Here is a 510-nt window from a genome sequence, read left to right as displayed (position 1 = left end):
TTTTGAGGTTCTATAGCTTAAAGAAATCGTTTTTTATACAAAAACGAAATAAGTAGCGTAAAATGAAGATGTTATTTTTTAATGTGGTTATTGAATAAGAAGTTTATTTTTTGGTAACGATTAAAAGGTCATAATGAAACGTAGAAATCTATTTTGATTAGTTTGAAAATATTTCGCTTATTGAAGGAATTAGGACAATAACACATGAATATCGAGGAGTTTTTGTTGAATTTTTCCAATGAAGAAAATCTTGTTAGAGACTAAAGAAGTGAGCTAAATGAAGATGTTTGAAAAGACTGTTATTGCTGCATCTGTAATGGTTCTTGTTACAGCAGGAGTGGCATATGCACAAACGCCAAGCCGTTTAAATCAATTTGAAGCGTGGGGAGCCTATTCTTATAAATCGCCCAAAAATACGATTTGCTATGTGTTATCGGTACCTTTGAAGGCTCTTCCAACGACAGTTAATCATGGTGATAACTTTTTCTTGGTTACCAAGCGTTCTCATTC

Annotated in this window: 1 pseudogene; it reads left to right on the top strand. The window is 32.5% G+C overall.

The features are described 5' to 3' along the window. Window positions 1-283: 283 nt before the first annotated feature. Window positions 284-510, top strand: a pseudogene (locus ACFIO3_RS15670) (hypothetical protein); the annotation flags it as partial.

This window comes from Bartonella sp. AD328YNZD (genome assembly GCF_042196425.1).
The sequence above is the reverse complement of the archived record's forward strand: the minus strand, read 5'-3'. Positions and strand labels throughout refer to the sequence as shown.